This is a genomic window from Lacticaseibacillus daqingensis (assembly GCF_003946115.1).
Lineage (GTDB): Bacteria > Bacillota > Bacilli > Lactobacillales > Lactobacillaceae > Lacticaseibacillus > Lacticaseibacillus daqingensis.
In genome coordinates this window covers 469,250-493,838 of record NZ_RHOH01000002.1, presented here as the reverse complement: position 1 = coordinate 493,838, position 24,589 = coordinate 469,250, and the positions used below count along the sequence as shown (strand labels likewise).

Sequence of the window (24,589 nt, the reverse complement as noted above, 5' to 3'; positions counted from 1 at the left end):
TCAGGCGTGGAGGTGAGCGAATGACGCGGCATATCAGACGTCCAGTGCTGACAGGGCTGGTGCTTGGCTTGTTCAGTGTGGCGTGCTTCCTGCTCCTGTTGTGGCAGGTGCTGCCGCAGCCGTTAGCGGTCAACGTGAACACGGTGGCGCGTCAGACCATCATCGCCACGCAGACGGTGCAGGATCAGGCGCGCACGCAAGAGGTGCGTACCGCGGCGAGAAATGCAGTGACCCCGGTGTACACCTATGACAGTAGCATTGCGGGTAAGCAACTGGACAAGTTGCAGCGCCTGCAAAAAGCGGTGGCAGCCACGGTAACCAGCGAAGCGACGGCTGCGCAGAAAGCTGGGGATGAAACGACTTACAAGGCGCCCACCGCCGCGGCGTTGACCCGCGCGTTCAAAGCTGCGTACCCAAAGGCGGATTACGACTATTTCTACCAGTACGACACGGCGTTTTATCAGGGGTTGTTCGGGTTGGATAAAGCCGACCGCGAGGCGCTGTTCACCGCGGCGACCAGCGCGTTGACCACTCAGCTGAGCGGCCGCATCGATCCCAGCACGCTGACGGATGCCAAGGCCAGTGCCAAGCAGGCGATCGCAACGGCAGACCTGACCGCGGGGGCTGCCCGCCTTGCGCTCACGCTTGTCGATACCACGCTGGTGCCCAACGAGCTGGTTGATAGCAACCAGACCAAAGCCAAGCAGGCTGCGGCCGTGGCCGCAGTCAATCCCGTCTTGATTCTGCAGGGGCAGGTCATCGTGCAAGAAGGGCACCTCGTCGACAGCACGGCGATGCACCAGCTGGCTGTGTTGGGGCTGACCAAGCGCGGCCGGCCCACGCCAGTCATCGCGCTCGCCTTGGTGGTGCTGGTGCAGCTCGGCATGCTGGCGGTGCTCTTAGCCCAGTACGCGCCCGCTCTGAGGCTTAAGTACGCCACGCTGTACGCGGCGTTGATGCTTATCATGCTGGGACTGATGCTGGGACTGCGCGTGATGACCAAAACCGGTCAGGTCAATCTGACCCTGTTACTGCCGGTGGCGGTGGTGCCGCTGTTGCTTCGGACGTTCATCGGGCGACGCATGGCACTCATCGGCGCACTGATGCAGACAATGCTGGCGTATTTTGCCTTTTACTCCACCACCGGGAACATTTTTACGGCCGGAACTGCGGTCACGTACCTGACCACAGGCCTCTTGGCCGTGATGATCTCGCATGACCGGCTGACGGATGTGTTCGGCCGTGTGGCCTTCTGGGTGCTGGGGGTCAACTTGGCGCTGACCCTCACACTGATGTTGCTGCAAGGCGCCAACTTTGCTCGGCCCGCGACTTGGCAGCAGCTCGGCTTCACGCTGGTTGGGCAGCTCCTCGGCTACCTGCTGGCCATCGGGGTCACCCCGTACCTGGAGTTGCTGTGGCACGATGATGCGCTTTTCACCCTCAACCGGTTATCTAACCCCAACGATCCGCTGCTCAAGCGGTTGCTGGAGGAGGCGCCGGGGACCTATCACCACAGCATGATGGTGGCGAACCTCGCTGCCAACGCGGTGGCCGTTGTGGGTGGGCGGCAGATGCTGACGCGCGTGGCGTGCTACTACCACGATGTCGGCAAGCTGACCCGACCGCTGTACTTCACCGAGAACATGCCAGCTGGGTACGTGTCGCCGCATGATGCGCTGACGCCGCAGCAGTCTGCCCAGATCATTTTTGCCCATGTCACAGATGGTGTAGCGATGCTCAAGGCGCGCAAAATGCCACAGTTCATTATCGATGTCTGCGCCCAGCACCACGGTACCACGCTGATGCAGTACTTCTACGTGACGGCCAAAAACGCGGACCCCACCACGGAAGAGCCGACGTTCCGGTATCCGGGGCCTAAGCCCCAGACACTGGAGGCGGCCGTGATCAACATTGCGGACACCTGCGAGGCCGCGGTGCGCTCGATGCCCCACCCTACCCCGGCTGGAATCCAGGCGTTCGTGCACAAAATCATCAACGCGCGCCTGGTGGACGGGCAGTTCGATGAGGCCCCGATCACCGTCAGTCAGCTCCGCCAAGTCGAGAAGTCGCTGAACGACGGCCTGGCCAGCACGTTTTATAACCGCATTGAATACCCGAAACTCAAAGACACAGAACCCGACGCAGAATAAGGAGATTGCCCCATGGACCTAGAATTGTTTGACGATGACAAGCGCTTGACCACCGCGCACACGGACCTGGTCAAAAAGCTGGTGGCCTTTGCCGGCACCGAGCTCAAGCTGGCGGACGACACGGAAATGTCGATCACCATCGTGGATGACGCCGAGATCAACCGGATCAACCGCGAGTACCGCGACACCGACCGCGTGACGGACGTGATCAGTTTTGCCATCGAAGAAGGCGACGAGGAGCTGCACGGCTTCGAAGACATTCCGCGCAATATCGGCGATCTCTTCATCGATCCCGACCAGGTGGCCCGCCAGGCGGAAGATTACGGCCACTCCTTTGAACGCGAGCTCGGCTACACCGTAGTCCACGGCTTCTTGCACTTGAACGGCTACGACCACATTCAAGCCGACGATGAGGCGGTCATGATCCCGCTGCAAGAAAAGATCCTGAGCGCCTATGGCCTCACGCGATAAGCGGATCGCCAAGAACCATCACTGGCTGGAGTCCGCCAAGCACGCCATGGACGGGCTGTGGGGCACCTTCTTGCATGAAGGCAACTTCCGGCGCGAGTCGGTGTTCGCGCTGGTGGTGCTGGCAGCGGCGGCGGTATTTCGGGTCAGCCGCTTCGACTGGTTCTTGTTGCTGATCGCGATTCTACTCGTCTTTCTTGCCGAGCTCTGGAACACCATCATCGAGGCCGTGGTGGACCTGGTCGTCGGCGAGCGCTTCGACGTGCGTGCCAAACGTATCAAGGACATGTCGGCCGGCGCCGTGCTGATCGCCGCGCTGATCGCCGTGGTGTGCGGGCTGTACGTGTTCCTGCCGGTGGCTTGGCGACTGGTGGGGTAGCGCCGGGGCGACTGGCTAGCGGCGCGAATTGTACCGGGATTTTGATGCTTCGTTACATTTTTTATTTTACGTCACGACGTAGTACAGACGAGCCTGTTACGTCGTGCAGCCCGTTTGGGGATTACTGCTTAAAGTTGACACTGAAATGTGTGTCAGCTAGGGCAGGTAATGGCGCGTTGTGAACTTGCTTGGCGTTTAGTGGGCGGTACGATTTGCGAACAACGTGCGGAGGCTCAGCCAGTGATACTGGAAGCGCAGGCGGGTGGCGAGCCAGCGTGAGATTGCTGTTAGTCGGCGTTCTTTGCCGGCTTACAGCAAGGGCGGGTCTGGAGACCGTACTTTGGCTCCAGAGAGCCCCACGCGTTCCGCCGCCACCCGCCGGAGCTAGAAGTATCGCTGGCTGGGCCGGAGCCGGTCAGCCACTTCACTCTGGTTTTTAAATAAAAGGGGGACTTTACATGGATGACTTGATTCAAGCTGCAATTGATCAGCGCGAGCGTGCGTATGTGCCTTACTCGCACTTTGCCGTTGGTGCCGCGGTGATGGTGGACGGCCACGTTTTTCGCGGCTGCAACATCGAAAACGCCAGCTACGGGCTGTCGCTTTGCGCCGAGCGCAACGCGATGTTCGCCGCGGTGATGGCCGGCTACACGCACCTGGACGCGATCGCGGTCGTTGCTGACACTCCGGGCCCAGTGTCGCCGTGTGGGGCCTGCCGGCAGGTGATGGCGGAATTCTTTTCGCCAGACGCGCCGGTGACACTGACTAATCTGCACGGGGTGACCCAGCAGACCACCGTGGCCGAGATCCTGCCCGGTGCATTCGAGAAGGGAGACATGTTCGCTTGACACATCATTCTGGCTTCGTTGCCATCATCGGCCGGCCCAACGTCGGCAAGTCCACGTTTATGAACCGCATTTTAGGGGAAAAGATCGCCATTATGTCCCCGAAGGCGCAGACCACGCGCAACAAGATCAACGGGATCTACACCGAGCCCGAGGCGCAGATCGTTTTCGTCGACACGCCGGGGATCCACAAGCCCAAGAACGCGCTGGACGACTACATGGACACGGCCGCGCTGTCGACGCTGAACCAAGTCGACGCCGTGCTGTTCATGGTGGCCGCCGATGAGAAAAAGGGCCCCGGCGACCAGTACATTCTGGATCAGCTGGCCCACGTGCACGTGCCGGTTTACCTGTTGATCAACAAAATTGACCTGGTGCACCCGGATGACCTGCTGCCGTTCATCGACGGTTTCAAGGACGCGCACGACTTCGCGGGCATCTACCCGATTTCGGCGACCGAAGGCAACAATGTCGAAGACCTGCTGCACGACCTGACCCAGGCCTTGCCGGAAGGGCCGCAGTACTACCCGGAGGATCAGCTGACCGACCACCCTGAGTACTTCGTGGTCGGCGAGCTGATCCGCGAGCAGATCCTGCACCTGACGCACGACGAGATCCCGCACTCCGTGGCCGTGCAGGTCGAACGCATGAAGGATCGCTCCGAAACCGGCAAGCTCCAGATCGAGGCCTACATCATCGTCGAACGTGACGGGCAAAAAGGCATCGTTATCGGTAAAAGCGGGGCCATGCTCAAGCAGATCGGCACCCGCGCGCGCCGCGAGATCGAAGGACTTCTCGGTGAAAAGGTCAACCTGAAGCTCTGGGTGCGCGTGCAGAAGAACTGGCGCGACAATAACGCCTACCTGAAGAGCCTCGGCTACAACATGAAGGAACTGCGGTAATGACCCGCGTGGACGCCGAGTTCGCCGGGCTGGTGCTCGCGCGCCACAATTACCGCGAATCGGACATGCTGGTCAAGCTGATGACCGACCGCTTTGGCAAAAAGATGTTTATGTTCAACCGCGCCCGCAAGCCCGGGTTTCGCATGGCGGCCGGTATCCTCCCGTTCACGCAGGGGCAGTACGTCGGCAGCATCAACTCCGATGGCCTGTCGTTCATGACTACGGTCAAGGACGCCAAGCAGTTTCAGGCGATCGCCGGGGACATCACGCTGAACGCCTACGCGACCTACATTCTGGCCCTGATCGACCAAGCGTTTCCGGATGGCGAGTCGCTGGGCCGCTGGTACGACTTCGCCGCCACGGCGCTCACGCTGATCGATGAAGGCGTCGACCCCGCGATCCTGACCAACATCGCTGAGGTGCAGCTGCTCGGCGCGTTCGGGGTGCAGCCCGAATGGCGCGGCTGCGTGCTGGACGGGCGCACCGACTTGCCGCTGGATTTTTCCGAGCAGTACGGGGGGCTGTTGTGCCAGGCGCACTGGGATCTCGACCACTACCGTTACCATGTGCAGCCCAAGGCGCTGTATCTGTTGCGGCGCTTCTCGGTGCTCGACTTGCATCAGCTGCACTCGATCCAGGTGTCAGATGCGACCAAGGCGGAGCTGCGGCGGGTGCTCGACCGCATTTACAGCGACATGGTCGGCGTCACCCCGAAGGCCAAGCGCTTCTTGGACCAGATGAGCAAGTGGCAGGATCAACTCCCGCCGCGCGCCCCCAAGTGAACTGCCCACGATCGTTGGTGGGCAGTTTTATTTTTTTGAGCTAAGTGGCTTTACAACTTAGCCGATCGGGTGTACCTTACTAAGTGGGAAAACAACCTAGAAGGCGGTGAGCAGATGAAACAATCACAACTGATCAAGGGTGTGCTGGAGGGGTGCGTCCTGAGCCTGATCGGGCCGGCGGAGGTCTACGGCTACGAGCTGATCCAGGCGCTGCGCGAGAACGGCTTCGAGAACTTGGTGGGGGGCACGCTGTATCCGCTGTTGGCGAAGCTGGAGCAAAACGGCGAGCTGATCAGCACCATGCGGCCGTCGCCGGACGGGCCGGACCGCAAGTACTACCGGCTGACGCCTGCGGGCTGGCAGGCGGTGCGCGACTTCAAGCTGCAGTGGGAGACCTTAGTGGGCCATGTCGAGACGATTTTGGAAAGGGTGAATACGGATGAGCAAGGCTGACGAGTACCGCGATGAAATGAACCGGCTGGAACCGCAGTTGACGGAAGCGGACCAGCAGTATATGAGCGACTTGCGGACCTACTTTGGCTTCGGGAGCTTCGGGTTCAATGAGGAGGCCCTCAACCAGGCCCTATTGAGCATGATGCAGGACCTGCTGGAGGCCGAGGCGGCCGGCGAGGATGCGCGCAGCCTGTTTGGCGATAGTCCCAAGGCGATGGCCGATGAGATCATGGCGACGCTGCCCAAGCAGCGGCTGCGCGACAACCTGCCACTGGTGGGCCTGATTGTCGGCCTGAGCTGGGTATTCCTGTTGCTGGGTGGCGGCAGCGCCACCAAGGCCGGGATGATGCTGAGCGGCTTCAGCTTCCTGCTGGTGCCGGTGGTTGAGGCGCTGGGCATCGCGGCCATCTTCGCGGTCATTCGCGCGACCGTTTACCCGCAAAACAAGTGGCTGCGCAAGCCGAAGGTCGCCGGTGGACTGGTGGGGTTGATTTTCATTGCGGTGATGGGCATCATGCTACTCTTGTATCTGCGCAAGCCGATAATCTGGCCGATCCTGGTGCCGACGCCTTGGGATTACGGCCTGCTGGCGCTGGTCACAGGCGGCTACCTCGTGTTTCTCGCGCGGGAAAAGGACGCCAACAATCTCCCGCTGATGGTGATGACCCTGTTGCTGGCCGGACTTGCCGCGTTCGCGCTGTACGATGCGCAACACCCCGTTGAGATGAACGCGCTGACCATCGGGCTGCTCATCGGGGCGGTCGCCGTCGTGATTGCGATCAACTGGTACTGGACCCGCAGCATGACCAAAAAGTAGGGAGGCCTGAACATGTTTGATTTTACCCATGCGCCGAACCGACGCGGGAGCGATTCGATCAAGTGGCGGGTGGCGCCGGGGGAGTTGCCGATGTGGATCGCCGATATGGACTTTGCCACGGCACCCAGCATCACCGCGGCCCTGACCGCGCGACTGGCGGATGGCGCGTATGGCTACGAGACGCCGGGCCCCGCCTATGCCGAGGCCGTATGCACCTGGTTTGACCAGCAGCATGGCGTGGCCTTGGCGCCGGAAGCGTGCCTGTTTGCCGCCGGGGTGATGCCAACGCTTGGCGCGCTGATCCGTGCGCTGACACCACGGGGCAGCGGCGTACTGGTGCAGGCACCGGTGTACAATCTATTCTTCGGCACGATCGAGGCGACTGGGCGTCAAGTCGTTCGCAGTGATCTGCGCCAGCGGGCCGGCCGCTACGCGATCGACTGGACCGACTTGACGGCCAAGCTCGCCGCCCCGACCACCACGATGATGATCGTCTGCAACCCGCACAACCCGATCGGGCAGGTGTGGGACAAGGCCACGCTGGCGCGTATCGCGGCGCTGTGCCAGGCGCATGACGTGCTGCTGGTGGCCGATGAGATCCACGGCGACTTAGTGCTCAGCGGCACGCCTTACGTGCCGATCGCCAGCGTGACGGATCAGGCCATCGCCCTGGTTTCGCCGAGCAAAACCTTCAACCTGGCGGGGTTGCACGCGGCTACGGCGATCGTACCGGACGTCACGCTGCGGGCGCAAGTCGCCCAGGCGTTGGCGACCTATCGCCTCGACGAACCCAACCTGCTGGCGGTGCCGGGCACCATCGCGGCCTACACCACTGGCGGCCCGTGGCTGGCGGCGCTGAAGGATCAGCTACGTACCAACATTGCTACAACGCGCACGACACTGGCGCAAACCCTGCCGGCGCTACGTGTGGTGCCGCCGGCCGCCACGTACCTGATGTGGCTGGACGTCTCGGCGTGGCACGAAAAAGCCACGGTGCTGGCCGACCAGCTCCGGGCGGCCACCGGCCTGATCGTGTCCGCCGGTGACGCGTACCGCGGCGATGGCAACCACTACCTGCGGCTGAACATTGCGTGTCCGCCGAATCGGTTGGCGGATGGACTGGCGCGGTTGGCGCGGGGGCTCAACGAACCCGGGGAGGCACACAATTGAAACGGGTCATCTTCACGGTAGAGGACGGCATGACCGCCTTCATCAGCTTCGTGGCGGGCAACCTGCTACTCTGGGACGAGACGGGTCAAGCGGTGTCACTGCGCGGGTCGCTGTTTGCCGTGATCGCGGCCACCTGTATCATCCTGATTCGCCTGGTGAAGGCCCCGTCCCACCACGACTAGACAGCAATGGCGCGGCCGCTTGCTCCAAGAGAGCAGGTGACCGCGCCAATTTTTGTTCAGACGAATAAGTAGATGGAAGCGTACATGCAGGCGCTACCTAGGATCACGAACAGGTGCCAGATGACGTGGATGTACGGGATCTGCTTTTGCGAGTAAAGCAGGGCGCCAAACGTGTAGGCGACCCCGCCACCCACCAGCAGCCAAAAGCCCAGCGGCCCGAGGTGTTGCCAAAGCGGCTGAATGCCGACCAGACACAGCCAGCCGAGCACAACGTAGATGCTGGTTTCGGCCCATTTGAGTTTGCCCATGAAAAAGCACTTGTAGCCGACGCCGGCCGCGCACAGCAGCCAGATGGCGATCAGGAGCCCAATCCCGAGCCGACCGCCGATCGCCACGAGGCAGTAGGGCAGGTAGGAACCGGCGATCAGGAAAAAGACGCCGGAGTGGTCGATCACCTGCAAAACGTGGCGCGCCTTGGTGAAGTAGAGGCTGTGAAACAGCGTGGAGGCCGTGTACAGCACGATCAGCGCGAGGCCAAAGCCCGTGAAGGTCACCAGCCGTAGCGGCGTGGTCGCCTTCATCGCGAGCGCCACTGTGCCGACCACCGCAAGGCCGAGCGCAAAAGCGTGGGTGACGGCGCTGCCCATCTCATTATTGACCGCGTAGTAGCGCGAACGCGGCTTCACTTGAAGTTGCATTAGAAGACCTCCTATCCGGTTTACTCATTCATGGTACCACGATAATCCATACGGCACAACATCATCTAGTTTTAAAAACTAAGTGACCAGTTACTGACAAACCCAACGGCCTTTGCTATACTAAAGAGGTGCGTTAGGACTCTATTGAAGAAAGTGTGGCAGTGAAATGACCAATATCAAACTTGTGACCGACTCCTCGATCCAGATGACGCCAGAAGAAATCGCAGCGTATGACATTCACGTGATCCCTTTGACCATCATGATCGACAGCACCGTGTATGTGGATGGCGAAACCATCACCCGTGATGAGTTCATGGCCAAGATGGCAGCGGCAAGCGCGCTACCGAAGACCTCGCAGCCGGCCATCGGGACGTTTCTGGACCTGTACGACGAACTGACGGCAGACGGCAGCGAAGTGCTGTCTATCCACATGCTGGAGGCCATCTCCGGCACGGTCAACTCGGCCCGCCAGGCCGCGGAGCTCGCGCATGGCAAGGTGACCGTCATTGACTCTGACTTCACCGACCGCGCGATGGCCTTTCAAGTGATCGAGGCCGGCAAAATGATCCAGGCTGGTAAGTCCGTCGAAGAGATCGTGGCGCGCCTCAGCGCGATTCGCGCCAACACCAAGCTGGTGCTCGGTGTGTCCAACCTCGAAAACATGATCAAAGGCGGTCGCCTCAGCCGTGTTTCCGGCATGATGGCCACGCTGTTGAACATCAAGGTAACGCTCGAAGTGACCGGCGGCGAGCTGGTGGCCCGCCAAAAAGGCCGCGGCATGAAGACCATTCATCGCTTTGTCGATGACGTGGTCGCTCAGATGGCGGCCTTGACCAATATTCAGGTGATCGGCGTTTCCTACGCCGGCGGCTTGGAGCTGGCAACCGGGGTGGCGGATCAGATCAAGGCAGCCTTACCGAACGTGCCGCTGATGCTGCGGCCAACCGATCCGGTGATCGCCACGCACACCGGTGACGGGGCCTTTGCGATTACGTGGTTCGTGGATTAGAATAGACATTAACGGGCAGGGGTGACCCTGCCTTTTTTTATACGAGCGCGAAGTGGCGCGCTTAGCTGAACGAGTAGCTTCGCCTAAGTGCTTGGGGCGTACTTGGCTCCGAGTGCTTAGGCGTGGCTAGTCGCTTTCGCGTTGCTTTGCGGCGCTCGACGAAGACCGGAAAGAAGTCAGCATGCCCTGCTGCGGAGCGAGGCAAAGCTGAACGGAATCATGCCCAGCCGCGGCAAAAACATCAGGCTGCGCAGTGAGTCGCGGCGCATCAATACCGTCAAGGAGGGCCCAGATGAAGTGGCGAAACATTGGAATGAATACACTGGTCGTGGGGGCAGTCACGCTGTTGACCTTCACCGGCTGGCAACTGTTCGGGCCGCGGCCGGCCACCACCAAGCTGTCGGGCCAAACACGCGCCGTTCAGGCGTTGAAGCTGACGGCGGTCGGCGACTCCCTGACGCACGGGGTGGGGGATGAAACCAACCGCGGCGGCTATGTCGGGCTGATCCAAACCGACCTGGAAGCTTCTGGCGACTACACCGTCAGCACCCAGAATTATGGCGTGACCGGCGACACGTCCACCCAGATCCAAAAGCGCGTTGACCAGCAGCCAAAACTGCAAGCGGCGGTGCGCCAGGCCGATATTTTGACGCTGACGGTGGGCGGCAACGACTTGATGCACGTCCTGCAGAACCATTTTCTGGACATTACCAAGGCCGACGTGACCAAGGGCAATCAGGCGTTTCAAAAACACCTGACCACGCTGGTGACGAGTCTGCGCAAGCTGAACCCAACCGCGCCGATCTACGTGTTCGGGATCTACAACCCGTTTTACGTGTACTTCCCGCAGCTGACGGCGATGACTGACAGCGTCAGCGCGTGGAACCAAGCGACCCAAAAGACGTTGGCCCAGCACGCCAACATGTACTATGTCGACATTGACAGCGTGCTGACCAAGGGTGGCGCCAGCACCGACACGGCGACCAAGAACAGCCTGCAAAAGGCCATTCAAGGCGCCAAGGACGCCAACCCGCTGATCTTCACACAGGATCATTTTCACCCCAACAATGCGGGGTACGCGAAGATGACCTCGCAGCTCTGGGCCGTCATGCAAAAAAGTCAGAAAGCGTGGGAATAATCATGCAACGCAGCACCCGAAAAGATTCCAAAACACCGCGCCACTTCAACGGCTGGCGACTCGCAACACTGATCCTGCTGGGCCTGATCCTGGGCTCCGGCATCTGGTTTGCCGTCAAGGTCGCCACGCCTTATGAAACGCCGGTGACGACCACCAAGGTGACCACCGGTGACCCAGCGCTGAGCGTGCGGCTCACCAAGCGCCAGGTCAACCGCATCGTGACCTATTACCTGAACGATTTTCAAAAAGACAGCAAGGTCAAGTACACGCTGACGGTCGCCGACCAGGCGGTGCTCGGCGGCGACTTTAAGTTCTTCGGCGCCACCATTCACTTCGAGCTGACGTTCGACCCGCTGGTGCAGGCCAATGGCGACGTGGTGCTTAAGGCGCGCAGCCTGAACGTTGGGAGCCTGCCGGTGCCGATCAGCTACGTGATGAGCTATGCCGGGCGCACTTTCAAGTTGCCCGACTGGGTCAGCTTGAATAGTAAGAAGCAAACCATTGTGCTAGAATTGAGCAAATTCAGCATGTCGAACGGCATGAAGCTGAAGGCGACCAAGATCGACCTCCCCAATGATGAAATCGACCTCGCCGTGTTCCTCCCAACTAAGTAATGTGAAGGTGATTGAATGTCTGAAACCGCAATTTTTGCCGGCGGCTGCTTCTGGTGCATGGTGCAGCCCTTCGAGGCGCAACCGGGCATCGAAAATGTTGTGTCCGGCTACACCGGTGGCCACGTGGCCAATCCGACTTACGCGCAGGTCAAGGCGCACGAAACCGGCCATACCGAGGCCGTCCAGATTACGTTCGACCCGGCCGTCATCAGCTACGCCGAGCTGGTCGACATTTATTGGCAGCAAACCGACCCAACGGACGCGATGGGGCAGTTCCAAGACCGCGGCGACAACTACCGCCCCGTGATCTATGTGAACTCGCCGGCTCAGCGCGCCACGGCATCGGCCTCGAAGCAGGCGTTGGCCGCCAGTGGCCGGTTTGACGCTCCGATCGTGACCACGATCGAAGACGCCGCGCCGTTTTATCCGGCTGAGCCCGAGCATCAGCAGTTTTACGCCCGCAACCCGCGGCGCTATGCGCAGGAACACGCGCAACGCCAAGCGTTTGTGGACGCCCACTGGAAGGAGTAATCATGCGCCAATCTTTTTACCAATTTCTCATGACCCTGCGCAACCCCAATGACCACGGGGAAGTGGCGAACTTCGCGCACAACGCGTTCTTAGACCACGGCTTCCCCAAGCAGGAAAGCGACTTTGATGCGCTGTCGAACTACCTTGAGCTGAACGGTAACTATTTGCCGAGCATGAGCATCTTCGACAAGGCCTACGCGCAATATCAAGCGCACGAAAACGTTGGGGGGCATTCGCATGGCTAAGAATCGCGTCCCGATCTGGCTGATGGCAGCTGGCATGAGTGTCACACTCGTTGCCGGCGGCGCCATCGGCTATGCCACCCGTGGTGCCGTTGACTCGGCGACCAACGTCTCGGTGCCCAAGGCTTTTGAGCCGGTGCTAGCCACCTACGCCACCGTCCAGAAAAATTACTACCAAAAAACCAGTGCCACGAAGCTGGCCAATGGCGCCATTGCCGGCATGTTAGATAGCCTCGGCGACCCGTACTCTACTTATCTACAAAACACCGAAAAGAGTTCGCTGGACAGCACGATCTCCGCCAGCTTCGGTGGCATCGGGGCCACCGTGCAACAGGAGGCCACCAAGCTGACTATCGCCAGCATCCTGCCGGACACCCCGGCCAAGGACGCCGGCATGAAGGTCGGCGACCAGCTGATCAGCGTCAACGGCAAATCCGTTGAGAAGCTCGACGTGACCAGCGCGGTTGACAAGATTCGCGGCAAAATCGGCACCCAGGTGAAAGTGACCGTCCGCCGCGCCGGCAAGGACATCACGCTGACGATGACGCGCGCCAAGATCACCACCGATACCGTCACCGGGAGCCTCAGCAAAACCGATCCGACGGTCGGCGTCATTACGATGGCAACCTTCTCCGAGCCAACCGCCAGCCAGTTCAAGAAGACGGTTCAGAGTCTCCGCCAGGACGGCGCCAAGTCGTTCGTCCTTGATTTGCGCGGCAACCCCGGTGGCATGCTGGAGGCTGCGCTAGAAATTGGCTCGATGTGCCTCAAGGATGGTCAGGCGATCGTTAAAGTCGAGAATCGCGCTGGTCAAACCGAAGTGTACAAGGCGGGCAAGTCTTACGACAAAGGGTTCAAGGTCACCGAGCCGCTCGCCATCCTGATTGACGGTGACTCCGCCAGTGCCAGCGAAATCCTGGCCGGCGCGCTGAACCAAGGGCGCAAGGCCCCGCTGGTCGGCACCCAGAGCTACGGGAAAGGCACCGTCCAAACCGTGGCTGACCTGAGCGCCACCGCCGAAATCAAGCTGACCGTGGCCAAGTGGCTCACCCCCAACGGCACCTGGATCAACAAGAAGGGGCTTACGCCGACAGACAAGGTCGATTACCCGGCCTACGCCAAGATCAGCATGATCACCGCCGCCAGCCTCAAGCAAGGCGCTGAAAGCGCCGATGTCAAGGCCGTGCAGCAGATGCTCGCGACCCTGGGCTTTGACCCCGGCGCGATCAACGGTTACTACGGTCCAACCACTGCCGCGGCCGTTTCTGCCTTCCAGACCAAAGTCGGCTTGCCGGCCACCGGCACCGCCGACAACGCAACCCTGTCCGCCTTGGTCGCGCAGCTTGCGGCGAAGTTCCAGGCCGATGACCCGATGATGGTTAAGGCCGTGGAAGTGGCGAAGTAAATAAATTGCTTTCATTGCGCGCGTTCACGTCTAAGTGAGCGCGTTTTTTCGTGAACTCACAGGCTTGCATCATCCTAGGCCAAGATTTCTAAGGTATAATCATCTTGATACAAGATAATGATAGGGGATGTGGGTGGCAATGAAGGAAATTCTGGTGACGCATAAAAAGTTTGGCGTGGGCGTTATTCTCGCGATGACAGCGGACATGGTCACCGTGAAGTTTCAAAGTGCGGGGACTAAACAGTTTGCCTTACCGCAAACGTTTGAAAATCAGTTTCTGGTGCTGAACGATGGGCGTAATGCGCTTGCGCTTTACGATGAGTTGTTTGGCCAGAGCGTGCAAGAAACTGCAACGCCACTTCCCGTCAAGGTCGACGCACCACTTGCAACTGAGCCTGAGATTGCATCGCTTGTCATCGGTCGAATCTATACGAACCGAGAGATTCAAACGACTTTTAAAGTGTCCACGCAAGGTGGGATGAGAAAATCCAACCAAACGCAGTCGCTTGTGCTGATCTCAAAGATGAGCAACGATCCAGAGCGCAATCCCTATGAAGATCGGTGGCGTGCAGATGGGTTGTTTCATTACACGGGAATGGGCAAGGTGGGCGACCAGAGCCTGACCTACATGCAAAATAAAACGCTGAACGAATCGGACCGGAATGGGGTCAGCGTCTACCTGTTTGAGACGAATCAGCCGAACCAGTACCTTTATCGCGGCGAAGTGCAGCTGGCAGGCCCAGCGTACGCAGCGCGCGAAGCGGATGCTGAAGGAAAGCTGCGCCGCGTGTACAAATTTCCATTGCGGGTAAAGTCAAATTAGACCTTGTTTTTGGCTCAGGATGTCGTATCATTCAAGCTAAAGAAGATCGTATGTATCAAGAGTGTTGGTAGTGGCTATGCACAGTGACCAACCGGCAACGTACCGAAAGGCAACGTGCCCCGCCATAGCAGGATGCAGATCAACCACTCGGTGGGTCGTGCATTTGATGTGCGACCTTTTTTAATTTTAAGAGTGGAGGAAACAACATGTTAATCTGGCAAAACGAACAGCTCACCACGGTTCAAGTGGGTGAAGATGCAGTGCAGGCATACATTAAGACAACCGCGCAACGCCGAGAAATCAACTGTGTGGGACTGCGAGATTACTGTGCGGCGCGGCAAGCCGCAACACCCGCACAGCGGGCACAACTGGATGCCGTGGTCAGCGCTAAGCTCGCACACGGTGTCGCCACCTTGGCGCTACCAGCGCGGACGTGGTACCAAAAACGGGCCCGGCAGATCACGCGCAACTGGCTGGCCGGCTTCGCCCAGTCAACGGACGTGCCAGCTGCGGTGCGCGCCGTTGCGGCGCAGGGAGGTATGTATGAGTAAGCCAAGAAGCAAGCGTAAGCACCGGCACAGCAAAGACCGGGTCACGCTTGAAGTACAGGTGCCAGCCGGGGTGGATCCAACGCCGTACTTAACGCGCGCAGCTCAGGAATATGTCCAGCAAATGATGGATGCGGCGATGGCACAAGCATTCGACCAGGCCAAGGCGCATATCAAAAAGCAGATTGATGCCGAGTTTATCCCGGCGTTTGAGGCGCAACTCGCGCGAAACCTTACCGGTGCTAGCGATGAGGCGGACGGCCCGCAGGCGACACCGGACCGAGACCACGATGACGCGCCGTTGCCCGGAGCGGCCGATGACAACGTCACGGCGCCCGACGAGGACGACTGGCTTGAAGACGAGCAGATGGCCTACGGGGATGATTGGGACGGCTTGGGCAACGACGACTGATCGCGCCGTCAACGGTAAATCACACATGGAGCGGTGTTCGCGCAGGCGGCACCGTTTTTTGCTGGCCGAGTCAACCGGCGGTTAACAAAGGGTTCACAAAGTCGCAAAGGTCTCGCTATACGCAACTTTGTTTCCCGCGTACAATGAAGTTATTGAAGGGGGGCCGACCCGATGGGATTGAACTTAGCATCAACGATTCGCGCACAGCGTAAGGCGCGCGGGGTGACGCAGCAGCAACTCGCCGATTTTCTCGGCGTGTCCAAGGCGTCGGTGTCAAAATGGGAAACTGGGGCGACGTTGCCGGATATCACGCTTCTCCCGCTGTTGGCCGGCTACTTCAACCTGACGCTTGACGCGCTAATGGCTTACCAGGCGAGCCTCAGTGCCAGCGCGATTCGCACGCAATACCAGACGCTTCAGGCCGCGTTTGCGCACGACAGCGCCGAGGTGGTTCAGGCGCAGATCGAGGCCACCGTGCGGCGCTACTACGCCTGCCCACCGCTGTTGGTGGCGATGGCGCAACTCGTGATCAACCACTACGACCTGTTGCCAGGGCCGGACCAGCCGACGAAGCTGACGCGCTATTTGACCCAAGCGGACACGTGGTTAACGCGCGCCCGCACATTGTCGCAGGACCCGGTGCTGATCGACAAAGCTGCTAAGCTATCCGCGTACTGTGCGCTATCGTTGCAGGACCCGGACCGGGTGCTGGACTTGCTGGGGCCGGTGCCGCAGGAAATGCTGCCGGGCGATAGCCTGATCGCGATGGCTTACCAGCTCAAGCAAAACCCGGCTAAGGCGATCGAGGTGACCCAAAGCGCGCTGTACCAGCAGGTCGCCGTGATGCTCAGTCAGCTGACCAACTACCTGGCGCTACTCGACAGCGGGGATCCACGCTTTACCGCCACCGTGGCGCGAGGACAGGCGCTGATCGCTGCGTTTGACCTCCCGCAGCTGAACCCACTGGTGACGCTGAACTTTTTGGGCGTTGCCACACTAGGGTGGGCCGCGCACCAGGCGGTGGATCGCGTCGTGCCCCTGGCACTGGCGTACTTGGACCTGTTGGGAACGCTGCGCCCGCCGCTGACGCTGCACGGCGATGCCTACTTTGACCAGATCGACGACTGGATCGCCCAGTCGAGCTTGGGGGAGACGCTGCCACGCGACCCGGCGCGGGTCAAGCGCGACCTGTGGCGGCTGATCGATGCCCACCCACTGATGGCGGCGCTTAGGCCCTTGCCAGCTTACCAACCCGTGGTGGCGCGGCTCGCCACGCTAAAGGAGACGATGACTGATGATCAATGATGCGATTCGCGACTACCTGCCGTTACTGATCCCACTGGTGCTGGCGGAGTGGGCACTGGCGATCACTGCACTGGTGAGCATTTTTCGCCAGACCCATTACCGCCGCGGCAGCCGCGTGCTGTGGGTCCTGCTGACGCTGTTCGTGCAGCCGTTCGGGGCGCTGGCGTACTTCCTGATCGGCCGGGAGGCGGCGTGATGGGGCAACTTGAGCTGACTGGCGTGGCCAAGCGGTTCGGTGCCAAGCAGGTGCTGACCGACCTGAGCATGCACGTGCCCGCCGGTAGCATCTACGGCTTCGTGGGTGCGAATGGGGCGGGTAAAACCACGACCATGCGCCTGATTCTTGGCCTTGACACCCTGGATGCCGGGACGATCCGTCTGGCGGGAGACACACGCACACCGATCGGCTACCTACCCGATGTGCCCGAGTACTACGGGTACATGACGCCGCGCGAGTACCTGACATTGTGCGGTCAGGTGGCCGGGTTGCGTGGTGGCGAATTGCGTACACGGTGTGGTGAGCTGTTGCAAACGGTGGACCTGCCGGATGACCGGCGGCGCATTCACGGCTTTTCGCGCGGCATGAAGCAGCGGCTCGGCATTGCGCAAGCGTTGCTCGGCCATCCGGCTCTGCTGATCTGCGACGAGCCAACATCGGCGCTGGATCCCGAGGGGCGTAGCGAGTTTCTGACGCTGTTGGCTAGTCTGCGCGGCGAAACGACCGTGCTGTTTTCGACCCACATTCTGAGCGATGTGGAGCGGATCGCCGACCACGTGGGGATTCTCGCGCAGGGCCACCTGCAAGTGGAAGGCAACCTGGCCCAGCTTAAAACGCGCTTTGCCCAGCCACGCATTCTGGTGCGCTTCGCCACGGCTGCGGCCGCTCAGGCAGCGCAACCCGTCCTGGGCGGTCGTGTGGTCGATGCAACCGTGACATTAGCCGCCTCGGCTGACGTGACGATGTCCACGGTGCTCGCCAAGTTGGCGGCAACTCAGGCAGATCCGGTCGCCATTACGCGCCAGGCCACAAGTTTGGAGGATATCTACATGGCGGTGACGAAATGAGACTGATCGGTGTGTTTTTTGGCAAAGAACTGCGCGAAGGCTGGCGCCGGTACCGCTTTTTGGTGATCGGACTTGTGTTCCTGATCCTCGGCCTGGAGAGCCCGCTGGTGGCCAAGCTGACGCCGGAATTGTTGAAGTCAGCGCTGCCGATCGCCGTCAGCGTGCCCACGCCGACTAGCCTAGATTCTTGGCAGCAGTATTACAAGGGCGTGACGCAGATCGGCATCTTCTTGCTGGCAGCGTTGTTCAGCGCTAGCGTCAGCGAGGAAGTCAGCCGCGGCACCTTGGTCACCTTGATCATTCGCGGCCGGCGGTCATTTTGGCCAAGTACCTGCTCGCCGTGCTGACATGGCTTGGCGCAATGGGGCTTGCCTTTGGCATCACCTGGGGCTACACGGTTTACTACTTTCCAGACGCGCGCGCCGTGCATCCCGTACTTGGGGTGCTGCCGTTGCTTGTCTTCGGTCTGCTGTTCATGGCGGCGACGTTGCTTGGGTCAACGCTGACGGCCAGCGGCATGGGTGGTTTCTTTACTGCCGCCGCACTGTACGCCGTGATGGCGCTTCTGGCGCTACTCAAGGACGTGAAGGACTGGCTGCCATTGCGGTTGGTCACCGACAATCTGGCCGTGGTCAAAGGGACCATGCCCTTGGCCGCTCTCGCCGGTGCCAGCGCGGTGACCGTCCTGCTCGCGCTAGGGCTGCTGATGGCGGCGATTGGGGTGTTCCAGCGCAAGCGGCTGTGAGCGGTGCGTGCAAGTCAAGGCACAACCCAGTCTCAAGTCTGATTGACACCCCTTGTGAAAGGGGTATCATATTGTCATCAGGCGTCACCGGTGAGTGACACCGCACTTGGAGGAGACCCATGGCACTGTTAGCACCGAACGAAGAAGAGATGAAAGACCGGGTGCGCGCGCTGGGCATCGAACCGAACGAGAACTTTTTGATGGCGCATCACCACAACAGCGTGGCTAAAGGCGTGGCGATGAATCTTGTCGGCGGCAATCTGCTGACTGCGCACTCGGAGCAACCTTTCCTGCTTGTTTTTACGCCGGAGGCCATTGTGGCGCAACGGCTCAAAGACGATCAGGTGAGCCGGTACGCCCATGATGACGTCACGAACTTCAAGCTGCGCGATGGGGCGGATGAGGCCCTCGTGATCGATTTCGATCATCAGGGGACGCATGTGAGCTTTTACGCGCACAAAGATGCCGCGATGCGCTTGAAGTATGTTGCCACGAACTTGCGCGTTTTACTGGCCAATCAGTTTTGCGGCTACGCAACGGATATGAGCCAAGTGGCGAACTCAGGCTGGGCAGCGTTCAAGTTTCCACTGCTGGAATCGCTACTGCCGCTCGGATTGCTGATCGTCGCGCTGACGATCCCCGATGCCCATCCCCTGAAGATGGTGGTGCCGTCAGTCCTGTTACTGGCATTGATCTGGTTGCCTAAAATTCCGCGCCCCAACCGACGCTAGCCCATCCATTGCCACATCGCGGATGTGGCTTTTTTTGTTGCGGTCAGTCCAAAAACTAGGCAATTTTGCGCGAACCAAGTAAAATAAGCGCAACGTAAACCTAGTGATGACTCGCATAACCCTTGGGAGGTTGGGCAAAATGACGTTGATCAGTGTACAGGCATTTTACGATTTAAACCTCAAGAACGGCTCGGCGCGCGACATCTATGACTTGATTCAATCCCTGCGCCAGTCGGTGTTGCGGCAGCGGCAGCGCCTCCCGCGTGAATTTGACGAGTTGGCGCACGCACCGAGTGTTCGAGTCGAAGACGCTGAGATGCTGGCGCGGACGCGCGAGTACCTCGCCGCCACCCGGGCGCGTTTTGCCGAGCTGGATGCGGGGACGAGTCCGATGACGAGCACCGAAATTCGGGATCTGCACTTTACCACGCGAATGGCTGCGCTCAAGCGGGCCACTTTCGACTTGACCGCCCATGAGCGCGGGCAGCGCGTGGTGGTCGAGCTGACACCGCAGACGCTACGCCGCTACAATTTGTACCTCCCGCTGACGATGCCGCGAACCAGTCAGCAGATCGCGGGCCCAACACCTATCCGCCGGGCGCAGTTTCGGCAGGCGCTCACCGCGATCCACCTCGGGGAGTGGGCTAATCGCTACGCGCGGGAGGCTGCAAGCCAAGTTCAGTGGCGGTTGGCGTTAGACTACGGCTTCGCATTTTTACCCGTCACGTTCAGTGGACGGGATCGCTTTCCTTACAACTTCACCAAGCTGATCGAGCTGTTCAACATGCCGCTACCCGCGGCGTAACCGCAGGTCGCTCACGACGCCAGCGCCAAACAAAGACAGACACCCGATGATGTCTGTCTTTGTTTGGTTGCATTGAATTGCCCGCGCGGTCTGCGGCGTGCCAGCGTCAGGTGGCGACTACAGGAACTCCGTCAGGGTCTGGCTATCGTAGCGCTGCGTCTTCAGCACTGGGACGTCCGCGGCTGGCCGCCCGATCGCGATGGCCATCACTGGCACGAAGCGAGCAGGATCCAAGCCCACAGCCGGCAGCACGGTCTTAAAATCATAGCCCGAGAATGGGTTAGCTTCGTAGCCATGCGCGCGCGCCACGAGCAGGAGTTGCATGCCGACCATGGCACCATCGATCGTGGCATCAAGGGTCAAAAAGTCGCGACCGGCATGCTCGTACAGTGGCAGGAAGGTGTTGAAGATCTGATCCAGCTTCTCCTTGGAAATCTTCCCAGCTTCATAAACTTTTTGCCACACGTCGCGGTAAACGAGGTGGGAGTGGGTATCGCCGGCGATAAAGACGATGGCAGACGCGGTGTCGACTTGTGGATAGTTGAACGCCATGGCGGCCTGCTTGAACTTTGCTTTGGCCTCCGGGGTGTCGATCACGACAAAGTGCCAGGACTGTAAGTTGCAGGCGGATGGCGCGGTGGTGGCACTGGCGATCATCGCCTGAAGCTCGGCGCGGGGAATGGTCACACTCGGGTCGAAGCGACGCACCGAGTGGCGGTCGAACATGACTTGCGAAAAATCATTGTTGGTTACTGGCATAATAAAACCCTCCTAGGATTCGATTAGTAGCTGGTCACAGCCGGATCGTAAATCCCGCGATCGTAGCGGCCGGTGATCAAAAACGGGGCGGTGGCCGTCGCATCGACCGAGGTCAGCGTCTCGGTCTTAAACATCGTGGACGTCTTGAAGTGGTACCAGGCCGCACCCAGCGGCTTCAAAACAGGCAGCTCGGCCAGCGGATCATCTTCGGTGCTGGTCAGGTCCAGCGTCAAGGCGCCGGCTTCCAGCGAATCGGTGAACGAGCGCATCTGGGTGGTGACCAGGGAAACATCGGTGAAGTGGTTGGCGCCTTGGTCGTCTTGCTTCAAAGCGTAGTTGAAGAAGAAGCTGTTGGTTTGCGTTTCCTGGTTCAGTGGGAGCATCTGGGCGAACTGTGGCATGAAGGACGGCTCGTTGATGGCGCCTTTTTGCCAGGTGGCGTGCAACAGCGTGTGGCCGTGGCGCGTCACGGTTGCCTCCGCCTGGTCACCGGTGCGACGCAGGGTGATGTCATCGGCGAGCTTCTTCGGGATGCAGGCGCCTTCGCGGCCTGCGACCAGCCCGGCCTCAGCGCCTGGCCCATGCAGCAAAAGCTGGAACGGGTAGGCGCCAACCAGCTTGTCTTGGTAGCTGACCAGCGCGTATAGCGTCTCTTCAAGGTACGGCGCGCCAAAGCTTGGCTTGCCCATGTTCACCACGTAGCCGACGACGATCGGCGCGACGACCTTGAGCGGCGCGGGCACCAGCGCCGCCAGCTTCGCAGGGTCGGTGGCGTAGGCTAAGCTCAGCCCGGCCTGATCATTCATGCTGGGGAGGGTCAAAAAGGTTGCAACGTTTTCATCTGTCACTTTAAAACTTGTCATGAGAGACCTCCTATTTCGTTGTTAGCTGGCTTACATGATCCCGTCCATCACATGGACGTCCGGCTTACCGTTGTGCACGATGCGGTCGACGCGATCGGCGATCAGCCCGTTGTACTCAGGGTGCGTGAGGATGTAGAAGGTGTCGTCTTCCAGTGCCTTGAACACCGTCGCTGCGATGGTATCGATCGGAGTGCCGTTGGTGATGACGTACTTCGCGAACTGCTGTCCTTTCAAAAAGGCCTCGCTTTGGTAGTATGGGTCGCTGGCATCCGTGTACTGCGCTGGCCGGTGTGACTCGGTGTGGTACAGATCGGTTTGCACAAAGCCTGGGCACATCACGTGCATCTGAATATCGGCGCCGATGCGTTGCAGGTCGTAGGCCGTGGCCTCGGTCAGGCCGACAGATGCGAACTTGCTGGCGTGATAGGCCGGCATGCCGGGGGTGTCGACGAGCCCGGCGATCGATGCCACGTTCAGAATGGCGGCGTGGGTCTTCTGCTTGAGCATGATCGGAATGATTTTGCGCATCGTATAGACCTGGCTCATGGCGTTCACATGCAGGATCCACTCCCAGTCACGCACAGGGAGCTCCCACATCCGGCCGGGCAGTGCGATGCCGGCATCATTGATCAACACATCGATTTGGCCGAATTCTTGCATCGTGCGAGCGATGGCGGCATTGATGGCGGCCTCTTGCGTCACGTCAGTAGGAAGCACGAGCACCGCGGCATCGCCAAGCGTGGCGGCAGTTTCCTTCAGCGCCGGTTCATCGATGTCGAGCAGCGCAAGCTTCATCCCGCGTCGCGCCGCTTCTTGCGCGATCACGCGCCCGAAGCCGTGGGCAGCCCCTGTGAGAAACATGACCTTGTCCTTGAAGTCTTTCATGCGATAACTTCCTTTCATCCTTGTCATCATTAAACGGACTTGAAATATTCACGGCCTTGAATACGCCTTTATATTAGCGCTTACATCTGCTAATCTGGGAGGTGGAAAAGTCACCCAATTCAAAGGCCAGCGCCGGTCAAACTCCCACCAGGGGCTTGCCCGGTGCGAGGAGGCGAGGATGCAACTGACAACGTTACTGAAGCAAGTCGTGCCACAGGCCAAGTGGAATGGGCCCGTCGAGCCGGCATTAACCGTCACTCAAGTGCGGCTGGTTGAGGGGCAGTGGTCTTGTCCCGACCCCCACACCATGGTCTTGCGCGCAACGCCAGATGGGGTGTCCTTGGGCGTGCCACGCGCCGGCGGTATGCAGTGCGTGGCCCATGTTGCGGCACGGTCAGCCGACCCAACCCTGCCGTTGCGATTACTGGATGCGTGTGGCCAAGCACTGGCAGGCGGGCCTGCATCAACTGAAGTGGTCACGACACTGGCGATCACCGCCTTGACGACCGATTTTGAAGCGGTGCTGGCACAGGCTGCCGCTGAGCTAACGGCGCCGCTCGCGCTCCTGAGTCTGGACGGGCAACACATTCTTTGCGCGACCAGCCCACTGCTCGCGCCGAGTAGCCACGTGGGGCGCTACTTGGCGAACCAGGTGCCAACACTGGATCCGGCCAGCTTCTACAACCACCTGTACTTGACCCGGCCGCACGAATCGCCGCTCCCGTTGCTACTGACCCCATTGGCCTACCGAAACGAGGCGCTGGGCTACCTTGCGCTAGCCGTGACAGATAGCACCTTGGCCCCGCAACAGTTGCAGCTACTGGCGCAACTGGCGCCGCTGTTCAGCGCCGCCGCAGTGCGGGCGCAGCTTTTTGCCCCCACGATCACAGCGCGGGACCGACTGGTCGATATGCTGCTGACCGCGCCAGTCACTGAAACGTGGGCGGCACAGTTTGCACGCCAGCACGCGACGCTTCCCGATGGCATGGTACTGGTCGAAGCACTGCCGCGCGCGCAGCAAACCCCGGCCACTTTGCGCGAGCGCCTCAAGTACCTAGGGACCCCGATGTTTGCGCAGCTCCTGATCACGGTGTATGAGGGGCGCTGCTTGGCCCTCATTAGCGTTGGCCTGCGCGAGCGACAAGGCAGGGCCTTTTGCGCCCAACTGACCAAGCTGGCTCAGCAGGCACGCTGTCGGCTCATTGTCTCGCAGTGGTACGCCCAACCCCAAGACACCGCGGCCGCCGCGTTGGTTTGTGCGCACACCGCGCAACTCGGTGGGGCAGGGGCCGTTGTGAACTGCGAGGACGCCTTTTTTGACCTCATGCTGACCCAGGTGGCAGATGGCGCCACGGTTTTGCCGTTTTTCATCCACCCGGCGCTTCAAACGCTCACTCGCCACGATGTTATGACCCACGGCGAGCTGGTGCCAACGCTACGGGCCTATCTGGAAGCCACCTGTAACCAAACGGAAACGGCCGCGGCTTTGTACATTCATCCCAACACGTTGCGCCGCCGCTTGCAGCGCATCACCAGCCTGACGGGGCTTGACCTCAAGGATGCCGAGACCTGTTTCAAGCTGGCCGCTAGCCTGAAGGTCCAGCGCTACTTGGCAGCCAATCACCTCGCGCCCAGCACCTCGTGAGCCGAACTGACTGTGGCCCAACCTCAAAAGCACCCGCCCAACAAGTTGCTGGGCGGGTGCTTCGAATTGAATCAAATCGTTCGCATTGAATGCGGCCGCGTGTCAGCACGCTTCACTCACAGGTGAGAAGGTGCGCGGCGTGGTCGCGGTGGTTAAGCGGCGGTTCGTCAAATCGCGGCGAGCCGCGACCTCCTGGCGATGATTGTGGCGCCTTCGGG

The 24,589-nt window shown here is 60.3% G+C and carries 31 protein-coding genes; 27 read left to right on the top strand and 4 right to left on the bottom strand.

What is annotated here, in order from left to right; all coding sequences use genetic code 11:
- The first annotated feature begins 20 nt into the window (after positions 1-20).
- The 10 genes from EKM88_RS04515 (at position 21) to EKM88_RS04470 (ending at position 8,148) form a co-directional block, all read left to right on the top strand.
- Positions 21-2,150, top strand: coding sequence for an HD family phosphohydrolase (locus EKM88_RS04515; RefSeq protein WP_125703555.1), 2,130 nt, complete (start codon positions 21-23; stop codon positions 2,148-2,150).
- A gap of 12 nt (positions 2,151-2,162) precedes the next feature.
- Positions 2,163-2,621 carry an rRNA maturation RNase YbeY gene (ybeY, locus tag EKM88_RS04510; protein WP_125703553.1) on the top strand — a complete coding sequence of 153 codons (459 nt, stop codon included), beginning with the start codon at positions 2,163-2,165 and terminating at the stop codon, positions 2,619-2,621.
- Complete coding sequence (locus EKM88_RS04505) at positions 2,605-2,997, top strand: diacylglycerol kinase family protein (protein WP_125703551.1); 393 nt, start codon at positions 2,605-2,607, stop codon at positions 2,995-2,997. The genes ybeY and EKM88_RS04505 overlap by 17 nt, the downstream gene beginning before the upstream one ends.
- A gap of 458 nt (positions 2,998-3,455) precedes the next feature.
- A complete protein-coding gene (locus tag EKM88_RS04500; protein WP_125703549.1) occupies positions 3,456-3,845 on the top strand; it encodes a cytidine deaminase in 390 nt (129 codons plus the stop codon).
- Entirely contained in the window at positions 3,842-4,744 is a 903-nt protein-coding gene (gene era, locus EKM88_RS04495; protein WP_125703548.1) for a GTPase Era, read from the top strand. The genes EKM88_RS04500 and era overlap by 4 nt, the downstream gene beginning before the upstream one ends.
- On the top strand, positions 4,744-5,526 hold the full coding sequence (gene recO / locus EKM88_RS04490; RefSeq protein ID WP_125703546.1) for a DNA repair protein RecO: 783 nt from the start codon (positions 4,744-4,746) through the stop codon (positions 5,524-5,526). Before era ends, recO begins: the two co-directional genes overlap by 1 nt.
- Positions 5,527-5,640: 114 nt before the next feature.
- Positions 5,641-5,979: a PadR family transcriptional regulator gene (locus tag EKM88_RS04485; RefSeq protein WP_125703544.1), complete on the top strand. Its 339-nt coding sequence runs from the start codon at positions 5,641-5,643 to the stop codon at positions 5,977-5,979.
- Positions 5,966-6,796: a DUF1129 domain-containing protein gene (locus tag EKM88_RS04480; protein ID WP_125703542.1), complete on the top strand. Its 831-nt coding sequence runs from the start codon at positions 5,966-5,968 to the stop codon at positions 6,794-6,796. The genes EKM88_RS04485 and EKM88_RS04480 overlap by 14 nt, the downstream gene beginning before the upstream one ends.
- Positions 6,797-6,808: 12 nt before the next feature.
- On the top strand, positions 6,809-7,966 hold the full coding sequence (locus EKM88_RS04475) for a MalY/PatB family protein (protein WP_125703540.1): 1,158 nt from the start codon (positions 6,809-6,811) through the stop codon (positions 7,964-7,966).
- Complete coding sequence (locus EKM88_RS04470; protein WP_125703538.1) at positions 7,963-8,148, top strand: hypothetical protein; 186 nt, start codon at positions 7,963-7,965, stop codon at positions 8,146-8,148. Before EKM88_RS04475 ends, EKM88_RS04470 begins: the two co-directional genes overlap by 4 nt.
- A gap of 56 nt (positions 8,149-8,204) precedes the next feature.
- On the opposite strand, the gene trhA is transcribed toward EKM88_RS04470, so the two are convergent.
- Positions 8,205-8,846 (bottom strand): PAQR family membrane homeostasis protein TrhA, encoded by a 642-nt coding sequence (gene trhA / locus EKM88_RS04465; RefSeq protein ID WP_125703536.1) that lies wholly within the window; start codon positions 8,844-8,846, stop codon positions 8,205-8,207.
- A 166-nt stretch (positions 8,847-9,012) separates the two neighbouring features.
- Here trhA and EKM88_RS04460 point away from each other — a divergent pair, with 166 nt between their 5' ends.
- The 16 genes from EKM88_RS04460 to EKM88_RS04385 all read left to right on the top strand — a co-directional run bounded on the left by EKM88_RS04460 (position 9,013) and on the right by EKM88_RS04385 (position 20,219).
- The gene (locus EKM88_RS04460; protein WP_125703534.1) at positions 9,013-9,855 is read left to right on the top strand and encodes a DegV family protein; all 843 of its coding nucleotides are present in this window, start codon (positions 9,013-9,015) and stop codon (positions 9,853-9,855) included.
- A 292-nt stretch (positions 9,856-10,147) separates the two neighbouring features.
- Complete coding sequence (locus EKM88_RS04455; RefSeq protein WP_125703532.1) at positions 10,148-10,993, top strand: SGNH/GDSL hydrolase family protein; 846 nt, start codon at positions 10,148-10,150, stop codon at positions 10,991-10,993.
- A gap of 2 nt (positions 10,994-10,995) precedes the next feature.
- On the top strand, positions 10,996-11,607 hold the full coding sequence (locus EKM88_RS04450; RefSeq protein WP_125703530.1) for a YpmS family protein: 612 nt from the start codon (positions 10,996-10,998) through the stop codon (positions 11,605-11,607).
- A 15-nt stretch (positions 11,608-11,622) separates the two neighbouring features.
- Positions 11,623-12,138 (top strand): peptide-methionine (S)-S-oxide reductase MsrA, encoded by a 516-nt coding sequence (msrA, locus tag EKM88_RS04445; protein WP_125703528.1) that lies wholly within the window; start codon positions 11,623-11,625, stop codon positions 12,136-12,138.
- Between the two features lie 2 nt (positions 12,139-12,140).
- Positions 12,141-12,383, top strand: coding sequence for a YozE family protein (locus EKM88_RS04440; protein WP_125703526.1), 243 nt, complete (start codon positions 12,141-12,143; stop codon positions 12,381-12,383).
- The gene (locus EKM88_RS04435) at positions 12,376-13,785 is read left to right on the top strand and encodes a S41 family peptidase (RefSeq protein ID WP_404819959.1); all 1,410 of its coding nucleotides are present in this window, start codon (positions 12,376-12,378) and stop codon (positions 13,783-13,785) included. The genes EKM88_RS04440 and EKM88_RS04435 overlap by 8 nt, the downstream gene beginning before the upstream one ends.
- A 139-nt stretch (positions 13,786-13,924) precedes the next feature.
- On the top strand, positions 13,925-14,608 hold the full coding sequence (locus tag EKM88_RS04430; RefSeq protein ID WP_125703524.1) for a hypothetical protein: 684 nt from the start codon (positions 13,925-13,927) through the stop codon (positions 14,606-14,608).
- Between the two features lie 206 nt (positions 14,609-14,814).
- On the top strand, positions 14,815-15,159 hold the full coding sequence (locus tag EKM88_RS04425; protein WP_125703522.1) for a hypothetical protein: 345 nt from the start codon (positions 14,815-14,817) through the stop codon (positions 15,157-15,159).
- Positions 15,152-15,568 (top strand): hypothetical protein, encoded by a 417-nt coding sequence (locus EKM88_RS04420; protein WP_125703520.1) that lies wholly within the window; start codon positions 15,152-15,154, stop codon positions 15,566-15,568. The genes EKM88_RS04425 and EKM88_RS04420 overlap by 8 nt, the downstream gene beginning before the upstream one ends.
- Before the next feature lie 171 nt (positions 15,569-15,739).
- Entirely contained in the window at positions 15,740-16,873 is a 1,134-nt protein-coding gene (locus EKM88_RS04415; protein ID WP_125703518.1) for a helix-turn-helix domain-containing protein, read from the top strand.
- Entirely contained in the window at positions 16,863-17,069 is a 207-nt protein-coding gene (locus EKM88_RS04410) for a PLD nuclease N-terminal domain-containing protein (protein ID WP_125703516.1), read from the top strand. The genes EKM88_RS04415 and EKM88_RS04410 overlap by 11 nt, the downstream gene beginning before the upstream one ends.
- Complete coding sequence (locus EKM88_RS04405) at positions 17,069-17,938, top strand: ABC transporter ATP-binding protein (RefSeq protein WP_125703514.1); 870 nt, start codon at positions 17,069-17,071, stop codon at positions 17,936-17,938. Before EKM88_RS04410 ends, EKM88_RS04405 begins: the two co-directional genes overlap by 1 nt.
- A complete protein-coding gene (locus EKM88_RS04400; protein WP_125703513.1) occupies positions 17,935-18,285 on the top strand; it encodes a hypothetical protein in 351 nt (116 codons plus the stop codon). Before EKM88_RS04405 ends, EKM88_RS04400 begins: the two co-directional genes overlap by 4 nt.
- On the top strand, positions 18,258-18,683 hold the full coding sequence (locus tag EKM88_RS04395; RefSeq protein WP_125703511.1) for an ABC transporter permease: 426 nt from the start codon (positions 18,258-18,260) through the stop codon (positions 18,681-18,683). The genes EKM88_RS04400 and EKM88_RS04395 overlap by 28 nt, the downstream gene beginning before the upstream one ends.
- A gap of 119 nt (positions 18,684-18,802) precedes the next feature.
- Positions 18,803-19,414 carry a hypothetical protein gene (locus EKM88_RS04390; protein WP_125703509.1) on the top strand — a complete coding sequence of 204 codons (612 nt, stop codon included), beginning with the start codon at positions 18,803-18,805 and terminating at the stop codon, positions 19,412-19,414.
- A 139-nt stretch (positions 19,415-19,553) separates the two neighbouring features.
- The gene (locus EKM88_RS04385) at positions 19,554-20,219 is read left to right on the top strand and encodes a hypothetical protein (RefSeq protein WP_125703507.1); all 666 of its coding nucleotides are present in this window, start codon (positions 19,554-19,556) and stop codon (positions 20,217-20,219) included.
- A 117-nt stretch (positions 20,220-20,336) separates the two neighbouring features.
- On the opposite strand, the gene EKM88_RS04380 is transcribed toward EKM88_RS04385, so the two are convergent.
- From EKM88_RS04380 to EKM88_RS04370, 3 genes are read right to left on the bottom strand one after another with little or no spacing between them, the layout of a single operon-like run.
- Complete coding sequence (locus EKM88_RS04380; protein WP_225418428.1) at positions 20,337-20,978, bottom strand: nitroreductase family protein; 642 nt, start codon at positions 20,976-20,978, stop codon at positions 20,337-20,339.
- A 23-nt stretch (positions 20,979-21,001) separates the two neighbouring features.
- Positions 21,002-21,841, bottom strand: coding sequence for an acetoacetate decarboxylase family protein (locus EKM88_RS04375; RefSeq protein ID WP_125703504.1), 840 nt, complete (start codon positions 21,839-21,841; stop codon positions 21,002-21,004).
- Between the two features lie 30 nt (positions 21,842-21,871).
- Complete coding sequence (locus EKM88_RS04370) at positions 21,872-22,726, bottom strand: SDR family NAD(P)-dependent oxidoreductase (RefSeq protein ID WP_125703502.1); 855 nt, start codon at positions 22,724-22,726, stop codon at positions 21,872-21,874.
- A gap of 178 nt (positions 22,727-22,904) precedes the next feature.
- Between EKM88_RS04370 and EKM88_RS04365 the strand changes: the two genes are divergently transcribed.
- On the top strand, positions 22,905-24,371 hold the full coding sequence (locus EKM88_RS04365) for a PucR family transcriptional regulator (RefSeq protein WP_125703500.1): 1,467 nt from the start codon (positions 22,905-22,907) through the stop codon (positions 24,369-24,371).
- Positions 24,372-24,589 lie beyond the last annotated feature (218 nt).